At 57.0% G+C, this 10,215-nt stretch carries 6 protein-coding genes and 1 CRISPR repeat array (1 of these 7 only partly in view); all 6 genes read right to left on the reverse strand.

Annotation, left to right across the window (positions count from 1 at the left end; genetic code table 11):
- Positions 1–1,087: a CRISPR direct-repeat array (repeat unit 36 nt; unit sequence CCCTCAATGAAAGGCCGCTCCCGAAAGAGCAGCGGT) (it extends 702 nt beyond the left edge of the window).
- Positions 1,088–1,275: 188 nt separating this feature from the next.
- From cas2 to cas7u, 6 genes are read right to left on the reverse strand one after another with little or no spacing between them, the layout of a single operon-like run.
- Positions 1,276–1,578, reverse strand: a complete 303-nt coding sequence (gene cas2 / locus KBX14_RS09035; protein ID WP_070478654.1) for a CRISPR-associated endonuclease Cas2 — start codon at positions 1,576–1,578, stop codon at positions 1,276–1,278.
- On the reverse strand, positions 1,575–3,176 hold the full coding sequence (gene cas1 / locus KBX14_RS09040; protein ID WP_256042373.1) for a CRISPR-associated endonuclease Cas1: 1,602 nt from the start codon (positions 3,174–3,176) through the stop codon (positions 1,575–1,577). The genes cas2 and cas1 overlap by 4 nt, the downstream gene beginning before the upstream one ends.
- Positions 3,173–4,201 (reverse strand): hypothetical protein, encoded by a 1,029-nt coding sequence (locus KBX14_RS09045; RefSeq protein ID WP_256042374.1) that lies wholly within the window; start codon positions 4,199–4,201, stop codon positions 3,173–3,175. Before KBX14_RS09045 ends, cas1 begins: the two co-directional genes overlap by 4 nt.
- Positions 4,198–6,891, reverse strand: a complete 2,694-nt coding sequence (cas3u, locus tag KBX14_RS09050; protein WP_256042375.1) for a type I-U CRISPR-associated helicase/endonuclease Cas3 — start codon at positions 6,889–6,891, stop codon at positions 4,198–4,200. Before cas3u ends, KBX14_RS09045 begins: the two co-directional genes overlap by 4 nt.
- On the reverse strand, positions 6,888–8,420 hold the full coding sequence (gene csb2 / locus KBX14_RS09055; protein ID WP_256042376.1) for a type I-U CRISPR-associated protein Csb2: 1,533 nt from the start codon (positions 8,418–8,420) through the stop codon (positions 6,888–6,890). The genes cas3u and csb2 overlap by 4 nt, the downstream gene beginning before the upstream one ends.
- Before the next feature lie 2 nt (positions 8,421–8,422).
- Positions 8,423–9,625 carry a type I-U CRISPR-associated RAMP protein Csb1/Cas7u gene (gene cas7u, locus KBX14_RS09060; protein ID WP_256042377.1) on the reverse strand — a complete coding sequence of 401 codons (1,203 nt, stop codon included), beginning with the start codon at positions 9,623–9,625 and terminating at the stop codon, positions 8,423–8,425.
- Positions 9,626–10,215 lie beyond the last annotated feature (590 nt).

Consider the following 10,215-nt stretch of genomic DNA (forward strand, 5'->3'; position numbering starts at 1 on the left):
TCCCGAACAGGATTCGCGACCCGTGCCCTCAATGAAAGGCCGCTCCCGAAAGAGCAGCGGTCCCAGGTGTCCCCATCGTGGGTTTCAAGCCGCACGGACCCTCAATGAAAGGCCGCTCCCGAAAGAGCAGCGGTAGTGGCTACACGGACTACCGTCACGGTGCTTCCTGACCCTCAATGAAAGGCCGCTCCCGAAAGAGCAGCGGTCCGCGTGAACGGCCCGAAACGACATCATGTTTTCCCAGCCCCTCAATGAAAGGCCGCTCCCGAAAGAGCAGCGGTGAAAACCCCTGTCATGGATGAACGATACGACCGGGCCCCGCAATGAAAGGCCGCTCCCGAAAGAGCAGCGGTACCACACAGGAGGCGATGGTCAACGCGATTGAATCCGCCCCTCAATGAAAGGCTGCTCCCGAAAGAGCAGCGGTTCTCGGATCTTGTCGAGGTGAGACTTGTAGTCGTATCCTCGACCCTCAATGAAAGGCCGCTCCCGAAAGAGCAGCGGTCGAGGAGATCCGCGGCGAGTACCTGCATTCGGCTCCCCGCAATGAAAGGCCGCTCCCGAAAGAGCAGCGGTCGGGCGCGATACGCCACCAGGTTGCCCTCGGCAATCCCTCAATGAAAGGCCGCTCCCGAAAGAGCAGCGGTTCACGGAAGTTCTTTTTGGTCCTGGGCTTGTGCTCGTCCCCTCAATGAAAGGCCGCTCCCGAAAGAGCAGCGGTCCAATCGCATCAAAGCTGACACGTGGAAACGGTCCCTCCCCTCAATGAAAGGCCGCTCCCGAAAGAGCAGCGGTACAGGATTTCCTGGATGCGTGGGTTGATGTCGTACTCCCCTCAATGAAAGGCCGCTCCCGAAAGAGCAGCGGTGTCTCAGATCCGTTCACACGTGGCGACGCTTCGAACCCTCAATGAAAGGCCGCTCCCGAAAGAGCAGCGGTGTTCGCCCAAACGCTCACTCCCCGCTTCACATACGGGATCCCTCAATGAAAGGCCGCTCCCGAAAGAGCAGCGGTGCCCTGCTACCCCTCGTGCCCGCGCTGCATTTGCTGCCCCTCAATGAAAGGCCGCTCCCGAAAGAGCAGCGGTAGACCCTGGAAAAATAGGGTCATATACAGCGGGTTTGCTGGGGGTTCCGAGCGCAATAGGAATGTTAGCAGTTTTGAGGTTGGTATTTTGCCTTCACTATTGAGTTCTCATGTTTGACATGCGGTTTCCTTCTGCGAGCGTGCCCTGGGGTTTTCGTTACACCGGAGCGCTCGCAGGACAAGCATGACCTACAAAATTAGGACATCGTTGTCGGTCACCTCCCGCGACTTCCCAAGGTACCCGAAGCGTTGCTCATTGAGTTCGGCAACTCTTCCGAGATCGCAGAAGAGGATGGAGTCCTCGTCCGAATCAATGAGCTGTTCCAGTTCGGACTTGAGCTGCAACAATCGGGCGGGTGAGATGTCCACGATGAATACACTGTACTGCACTCGGTCGCCGTATTCCTGCAGGGTGGTCGCAACGCGGTCGCGGCGACGATCGTGGATGATGTCGTAGCAGATAAGCGTTCTGCGTGCGTCGTCTCTGCTCATCGGACTGTCACTCCAACGTAGGAAGGCTGCACACCAGTGAGCACCCCGAGAATCATCCGGGCTTGGATCTCAATGACTCGGCGCCACGTCACGTCATAACCGAACAGTGGGTGCTGAATACTGGTCTGCACTCGGCGTTCGAACGCGGCGATCACCTTCTTCCTCGCGCTGTCGCGTAACCGAGCAACGTCCTGAATGTAAGTGAAATCCGTTGCTTTAATCTCTCGGCGGTTGATCATTGAGATCACCACCGAGTCCGCGATAGGAGCACGGAACTCCTCCATCAGATCTAGGGCGAGCGCCGGTTTGTTTCGCCCACTGCTGTGCAAAAACCCCGCGTGTGGGTCTAACCCGCAGGTGAGGATCGCTCGGATCACTTCCGTACGGAGCAGCCCGTAGGCGTAGTTCAGCAAGATATTGATGGGGTCGGCAGCTCCTCTGCCATGCCTTCCGGGCCACTCCCACTCGAGTGCCTCCATGCGCTTGCTACTGAGCATTGTTGGAAAGCTCTTGAAGTACGCAGCAGCTGCGTCGCCTTCAATACCGAAGAGCTCGGGAATGTCACCCGCAGTTGATGCGCGCTCTGCCTCGTTCAGGAGAAACTGCACTGCATCGGGTGCATCGCCGTTGCGTCGAAGCAGCGTTGCTTGGTTGGCGATCTTTGCTGTGATCATCCCGCGCGCGATGGTGAGATCCCCGTTGTGGCTCCGCACGTGTTGCTCGACGCGCGCTGCCCCATTAGGGCCGTCGGCGGGCTGCGACATTCCGTAGACTCGCCCGGTAGATGAGCACCAAACAACCGGAACGTCGTTCCAGAGCAAGTTTCGGTGCAACGCGCTGGATAAGTCGATGTTGCCGTGGACAACTACGCCTTGAACGCGCGCTAGCGGGGCGTCGGCAAGCTTTTCTCCTTCCTTTTCGACGACCACTCTGCCCCGCCGAATGCTCGCACGAGAACCCTGCGTGGTGAGGTGAAGTACCTGCCCATCGGGGTCTGCGGCGTGGATTCTGCGTCGGGGGTTTCCTCCGTTGTATTCATCTGGCAGACAAACGGAAAAGTGCGAGCAACGCGCGCAGCGTTCGTCGTTCACAAGTGGCACCGGAGCATGCGAAGAGTCAACGATGTCCCGTGTCCTTGCAACCATGCGAGCTGCGTTGTCCATGTCGTCGTCGGTGAGCTCTACGCTCACGCGTCGCCGATGATCGGTGAAGTAAATCGCCTGATCAACGACGGAGAAGCCCGCCTCGCGCAGGCACTCCCTCTGTAACGTAAGCTGCAGTCGGTTCGCTGGCGTCACAACCGCTCGCCTGCGCACTGGTGTGGCTTTGTGCTCCACCAAAGCCACCTCGTGCTCGTCAAGAAACTCGACAGCATCTGCCTTCCCAACGAGTCCCATTGCTTCGCTCCGAAGCGGATACGACGTGAGGCGCTGCGACCGTGAGTTCGCTGTGTTGTCTACAGCCTGGTGAGCCACGTCGCCTGCCTGCATCTGCTGGGTAAACGTAGTTTCCCCGTTTGCCTCGAGCCAGGTGCGACGCTCACAGTATGCGGTGTGCAGCACCAGGCTGATCGGCAGGAAGTCCTCTTCTGCAATCACAGCAATTGGACCCTTCCTCGCTCGAAGTAGCGTTCGGGCACCTTTGCCGGACTTACATAGATGCGGAATGTTGCAGCTGCTGGAACACCGTACGCGCGTAAGGACGCGATCGCTTTCTCCGGGAGGCTACCTTCCTCTGTCTTCCCTTCAGCTTGGGCACCGAAGGCGTTGACTATGTCGCTCCATGAAGAAGACAACACGATGCTTTCGAACCGCTCTGGGCTTATCGGCGTAGTTGGTACTGGTAATACAGCCAACTGCGGATGGTGGGCGGTATCCGGGTAGGCCCCTGGTGTGAACGTCACGTGCGTAACCCGGGGAACAACTGGGTACTGTCCGATGCCTATGAGCGCGGCAAAGGCGAGCGCCAGATCGGTTTCTCCGGGAGGGGTGAATCCCGATGGCGTTCGGGACGCGTCGCCGCCAAAGGGATCTTCGGTCTTGTCACCTTGCCAACCTTCCAAAACGCGTTCCGGATCCCATGATGCGAGCTCTTCGACGAACTTCGACAGTTTCTGGGAAACGAATTCCTCGCCAGCATTACGGGTCTTCATTTCCCAGCGGGACGCCCCGTTATCAGGACGAGGGTCCTTGCCGTTGAACCTCCAGTAGGCAGCCTCACCGAGAGCCTGAATGAACTGTAGTCCCAACATGTCTGACTGTTCTTGCAGCTGGTCGAGATCCTTCGACCGAGCCTCCTGGTGGCGACTCCAGTCCTCGGGGAACTTGGTGGGATTGATCGCTTTAAAGCGCGGACTGAAAGGAGAGAATGTCCCTTCGCCGTACTGGACTTGGGTTGTGGCCCAACCGTCATGCCAGTTCCGGTTGATCTGCACTGTTGCTTCGGCAAGCTCTAACGGAGTTACGTCCTCCATTTCGAGGATGCCTTTCGGAGTCGGATCGTTGTTCCAATGGGTAGTCACCGCTCCATCAGTGAGCGATCTTGCAATGAGGCTAAGACCTGCTAGAGCGAAGTGCGTCAGTCCCGAGTAAACATCGCCTGCGACTGTGATTGAGTGTTTCATCGTCCTTCTCCTGAAATCTGAGCATCTGCAGCCCGCTCAAGGGACTCGCACAGCGCGAGGGTGTAAGCGCCGAACTTCCGCGTGAGGGTTCTGACGTTGCTCTCCCACTGCCCTTCTGTAAACAGGCGGTGAGCAGTTTCAGACCCTGGAGCGAGCTCTTCGCCGGTTTGCGGGAAGAGGTCGCGTCCTCTGCCGTGGCTTGCCCCAACAATGTGGACGACAAGCTTGTTGATGCGCTCATCGCCGGACAGCCGCTTCTCCTCAGCAACAACTGCTGAAAGTTGTTCGTGACGCCAACCGACAGGCAGCCCTGAGCCTGCCTTCGAACGAAGGATTTCCTGACGGCTCCGAGTGAGGCTCTTTGCCCAGGGCTGTGTGACATCAGGGTTCTTCAGCATGCGTTGGAATCGAGAGTCTTGTTTTCCTTCATCGTGCAGTTCAGCAGCGGTGACAATGTGTTGAGCAAAGGAGCCCTCCACCCCGAGGCCGTCGCAGATCTCACGCGCGCGTTGAGCGACGTCGCGTTGATGATCCGCAAGCGTCGGAGGCATTTCGCCGCCTGGTTGCACGCTAGGCGTCCACTCCTGAATTGTTTCGGAGTCTGCTCGCAGTATCTTCGACTCGCGCCGGATGATCCAGGCAGCCATGTCGCCGCGTGGATCCTCGACGATAGAGGCAGAGATTTCGATACTCGGTGCCTGTGCTTCGTCGTCAGGGAACCGGGAATACCACAGCTCTGTGAACTCAGCCGGCGTCAGCTCATGCGCGGCACGGAAAAGCTCGAGGTCGAGTTCTCCCTGATCCTTTGGTAAATACACCGTAACCCCATCGATGGCGGCTTCTTCGGGTGCGTCTTTGTCTCCTGCCGGGATCGACAAGACTTGCTCAGTAGTGATTGGGATATCAGCAGTGACAATGAGGACGTCGCCAGGCTTGAGATCCTTGACATCCTCCAATACTTCAACCTCGCCAGCACGATAGACAAGCTGCGGAATTGCAGGATCGCGACCCAACGTTTGGGCAACCTTTGCAGCGACTTCCCTGACCGTGGTGATACTTCCTGGAAAGACCTCATTCGCAGTTGGAGGGATCGTTCGTAGAAGCTCGATGGTTGCTTCTGCAGTCTTAGCTACTGTGTGACGGACTACTACCCCGGCCTGCGGAGTTTCGTCGGAAAGGTCGTCACGAAGCCAAAACTCGAGTTCCATTGGGTGAGCGTGACGCTCCGAGGACTTTGCCAGGAGCTCGACATCGCGGAACTCGAGGCGCTGGTACAGCAGGCGTCGCGGATCTGTTGCTGGTGCCGCGTATTCGCCCACCCTAGCCGGGTTGATGTCTTCTCCGTCCTCGAACTGGTTGATCCATGTAAGCCCATTACGTAAATCTTCTGCTGTATATGGGGGACAGTCCCGCTTTGGGGCCGCATCCGCTGTTGGTTGCAGAATGACCAGCTCAGCGTCATCGTACTTTCCGAGCCGGTTGAGTCGGCCAATACGTTGCTGAACTGCGGTTGCTGGGGCAAGTTCTGTCACCATGTATTGGAAATCAACATCAACTCCTACCTCGAGCGTCTGCGTTGCTACGACAACATCGACGTCAGGATGGCCCTTCGGAGTGAAGATCCCCGGATAGGTTTCCTCGATGTCTTCCAGGTCGTGCGGCCGCAAACGACCGACCAGAAGTACTGCACGAATCTTTGATTTCTTCAGCGCGGCGGAGATCTTGATCGCTGTGTCCACATGGTTCACGATGCAACCGATGGTGCCCGTTCGGGCCTCGTCGTTGAGCCACTGCTCTATGCGCTCTATCGCGCCGTCGACGACGGCGCGATTCCCCATCTTGCCGTTCCACTTCGGAAGCTGCTCATGGGTGATGCGCTTCGTGGCGTGAAGACGCAGATGGAGAGCGTTGTCGCGAGGAAACTCAAGGTCATTGGGATCTACTCCGATGGAGGAGTACTCGGTATTGTGTGTAGACGGCGTCGCCGTTGTTTCGACTACTTGGAGTTCCGGAATCCCCGTTTTAGCTCCTGCTTGTTGGATATCTCGAATACGTCGCGCCGTTACCAGCAGTTGCCTATTGAGGTGTGCTTCATCGAGTACCACAACGGAGTCCATCGTCATGAGCGCGGTTTCACGCGGACGCGCATACAGTGTTGAACCGTAACCCTGGAAGAGCGCGCGTGAACCCCACATATCCGGCGTTGAGGCAATGACGGCGCAGCTCGAGAAGTCGCTCACAGGAAGTGAACGTGAAGTCAGACCGCCACGAAGCACTGACGCAACAAGCGGATGTCCTTGACGGTTGCCGCTGAATGTCTGGAGCGCAGATGCCACTCGAAGAACAACATCCGATGCTGCTGCAGGGTCCTGCAGCGCCTCTTTGAGCATTGATTGGATAGAGAGTGCCCGCTGGTACTGGTTGTCCACAAGGCCGCGCCGGTTGACAACGGTATGTAGTCGACGTGGAATCCTGGGCGCATTCCCACACGCACTCAGCGCGTTGAGGAAAACGTGAACATCGACGACCGAAGACTTACCGGCGCCTGTTGGAGCAACGATTTGGTCTGGCCACACTCCGTGTTGCACGACGTGGCTGACGAGTGCGCATTGCCAACTGAAGGGTTTGTGTCCACCGTTCAGCGCTGCAAAGAACTCGTCGAAATCATGTAACTGTACTGGTTCCATCATGACTCCTCTGTCTGTTCTGGAACGGGAAGCTCGATGTCGAAGGGATACAGCAGTCCCCCACCAAGGTGACGTGACTGGCCGAGCATGATCGCTGCTTGCGGAGGGTGCAACCGCCCCAAGTCGAGAACAGCATCGTACGGCTGTACGGGCACGCCCTTCGGCGAATGGTGCGCGAACCTGCGCACGGAGCGTGTGACGAGTTGAGTCTTGGCCACAATGACCTTGTGTTGCGCCACCTGGTCACGAAGAGAGATGTACCGCTTCGGCCCCTTCCCTTCTATGTTGAACCTGTCACGCCATACGAATCCCGCCGAGACCAGTGCTGAATCCGCGAGACTCCATTCTGAGTCCTTATCGCGGATTCGTCGCATCTCAGGCACGATGGGCATCTCGGTCGCCCAGAGACGGTGCTTGCCAGCTGCCGGTGCCGGCCAGAACCGGGTTCCAGATCTGGTGGTGTTTGCAAAGGAAACACCGATTTTCCCTAAGCTACTTGACCATAGGTGCTTGATATGTACAGCTTCCTGTACTTGCTGCAGCTCTTCCGGCGAAGCACCGTTGGGTACAAAAAGCGCCAGTAGAGGGCCGTTTTCTCCAAGCAGTTGGGCAAGCTTTGTCGGGATGTACTGGATGGAAAGTCGGTTTGCCGGAGGCAACACACCTTTGTTGTATTTCCCGGTAATCAGGGGTGCAGCGCCAAAACCAATCCGCGAAATCAGTGCCTTATGCATGCTGAGACACAACGCGACACGGTCACGTTTGTCGACTTCTCGATCGAGATTGAACAAATACGCCGTCGCCCACGGTGCTGTTTCTGGTTCGCCTTCGATGGGCTCGTACCAAGTTTCACCGATTGAAGCCTCTGACGGCTTTTCACTCGTTGGTTTCTGACCTTTTGAGAACTTGTCACGGCTCAGTGATGGTGGTTTGGCTTTAAACCGCGCGTTATACGCAGCGATCAGCGCGTCAGTTCGGCCTTCGGCTGGAACAGCGCGCGAGTGAGCCTCGCGCGTGAAGCAGTTCGCCGTCGGGGAAAGCAGCAGGTTCGGTTCAAAGCGCTCGGCGCTAATCGTGACTACGCTGTGGCTCTCGCCGAGGTACGGCACATCCTCAGCAAGGGCTGTGAGCGTTTCAGCAACATCCTCTGGCACGTCGTGCCACATGAAGCCGTAGTAGTCACGGACTGCTACGCCGTCAGAAATCGGGCGTGCTTCCACCTTTTTGCGAATTGAATTCTTCGTAGCGTCGAACGTTCCTACATCCCTGTACCCAATTCGGTGGTGACCACCATTGAGCAGCAGTGTCTCGGGCTGATACAGCCCGTTCGGTGGGTGTTTTTCAAGCCATCGCAGTGCTTTGAGCGACGCATCAGACGGTTGACCATCCTCGGACGTAGGCCCCTGACCAGCAGAAGCGAGAAGCGCAGCATGTAGACGTAGGGGTGACGGCGAGTTTTCGACGGACCCGTCACTCCGATGCCCGTAGTAGGTGCCCAAAGGAAGCGACGCTTTCAACGTCAATTGGGCCATGATTATTCATCCTTTTCGCTTGGTTCGGCTGCGCCGGCGTAGATGTCAGGGTTGCCTACCACTTCGCGGATCTGACCATGCCAGTCAGCGACTCCAAGGGCCTCAGCGTGGTCGAGTGCCTCCTTGAGTAGCGCGTCAGCAGCCTCAATGGAGAGCGGTGGTAGCTCTTTTTTCTCGCCGTAACGCAGGTCAAGCTTGACGACAGGCGCTGCGACTTCAACGAGATCACAGTTGGAGCGGTAGTACAGTTCTTGCTCTGCACGGGCGATCAGCGCGAAGCCGAGGGCCGCGATGAGTGCGCGACCAGCAACGTTTTCTTCAGGGGTGCCACCGAAGCTGATCTGGCGCAGCGCCGTGAAGCTGAGTACCCAGGAGCGAATCACGCGGGAGCAGGACACTCCTCCCAACGGATCGAGGGTGGGTGGCAGTGCACCGACGCCGACTGCGGAGCCCGAGAAGGTCTCACCCTTCTTGGCCTTCTTCAATTTGTCCTGAGTATCTTTGACTTTTTTCTCCGAGAGCTCGTCTGCCTGGTTGTCAATGATCTTCTTGAAGGCTGCTGCATCCAGTTGTACCGATGCACCTACTGGGTCAACACGTGCGCCACTGCGCGCTCCCTGCTGTTCGGATCCTGGCCGACTCTGATCTGCCAGCACACCAATGGTCTCTCCGGTAATCGATCGACGGATTCGAACTTGGTCTTCTGGTCGGACAGAGTCCCAACCACCGCACAGGATAGCTATCGGTGCAGTGTTGAGGAGTGCACGGTAGTTACGTGGTTTCGAGTTTCGAATCTCTCGGAACCAGTCGGCCTGCGTGACGGGTTTCCCTTCGTAGCTTCCGGCGCGGATGTGGCCGTCAGCAAAACGGTGCGGCAGGTCAATATCGGTGAGGGTCTCATCGCCATAAGACAGGGCAATGCGCGGAATACGGGAAATCAGTGGGTCTCCGTCAAGGATGGAGTTGCTGATGGCCTTTTCGCCACGGTTAGTTGACGACGCGATGCCGTCAATAATCACAACCTCATTCGGTTTTTTGTCGATGTACCTGGTTTCAAAGGCGAAACACTGCGAGTTGCCCTGCACATATTTCGCCGGAGTGATGGATGCGTGTGATCCGGCTGCTGCAGAGAGTTCTGTTACGGATGACCAAGCTGATGGTCCGCCAGGCTTACATGCTGCAAGAAGCTCTTCTAGATTCAACATAAGTGATCCTTTCGAAAAGTTGTGCTAACCCACGTCCTTAATGTCCGGGAGGGTTTTTATACTTGGGCTAGCGCTTTGGGAGCCAACGTTTGTTGGTTAGTTCCAATGTATCAGAACACTCCGACAAAACCGCTCAAGCGGAAAGAGAGTAGTGTTAATTGGAGTGAGCCACGCGACGGCGTATGAGTGTCTTCACTTCACCAAGCGGAGAGAGATCCTCAATGAAAGGTCGCGTGACGAACTTCAAGGCTACCCCACCCGAGAGGGTTGTGGCATTACTAGCAGGATCAAACTCTAAAGGAGGAAATCGAGAATGTCTCGACGTACCGTTAATCGGTCTGCAAAGACCGGCAAGTTCGTATCTAACGCTGCAAAGGGTCGGTGGCCTAACAAGACCATCACCGAACAGGTTGGAAAGGGAACTAGCAACAACCGCACTGTTACGCGTTCAGCTACAACTGGCCGTTTTGTCACAAAGCGGTGGGGCGACGAAAACCCTAATGGAACTGTTCGGGGTTAAGCGACAAAATGTGTGCTTTTTTGGATATGGATTCCAGGTCCTGCCTGGGCCTACGGCGGGACAGTGCTCG

This window comes from Corynebacterium sp. CCUG 61414, from assembly GCF_024453945.1.
Lineage (GTDB): Bacteria > Actinomycetota > Actinomycetes > Mycobacteriales > Mycobacteriaceae > Corynebacterium > Corynebacterium pseudogenitalium.

Excerpts from the sequence above, each read along its gene's own strand:
- KBX14_RS09045 (WP_256042374.1), bottom strand. The coding sequence starts at position 4,201 with ATGAAACACTCAATCACAGTCGCAGGCGATGTTTACTCGGGACTGACG.
- csb2 (WP_256042376.1), bottom strand. The coding sequence starts at position 8,420 with ATGGCCCAATTGACGTTGAAAGCGTCGCTTCCTTTGGGCACCTACTAC.
- cas7u (WP_256042377.1), bottom strand. The coding sequence starts at position 9,625 with ATGTTGAATCTAGAAGAGCTTCTTGCAGCATGTAAGCCTGGCGGACCA.
- cas3u (WP_256042375.1), bottom strand. The coding sequence starts at position 6,891 with ATGATGGAACCAGTACAGTTACATGATTTCGACGAGTTCTTTGCAGCG.
- cas2 (WP_070478654.1), bottom strand. The coding sequence starts at position 1,578 with ATGAGCAGAGACGACGCACGCAGAACGCTTATCTGCTACGACATCATC.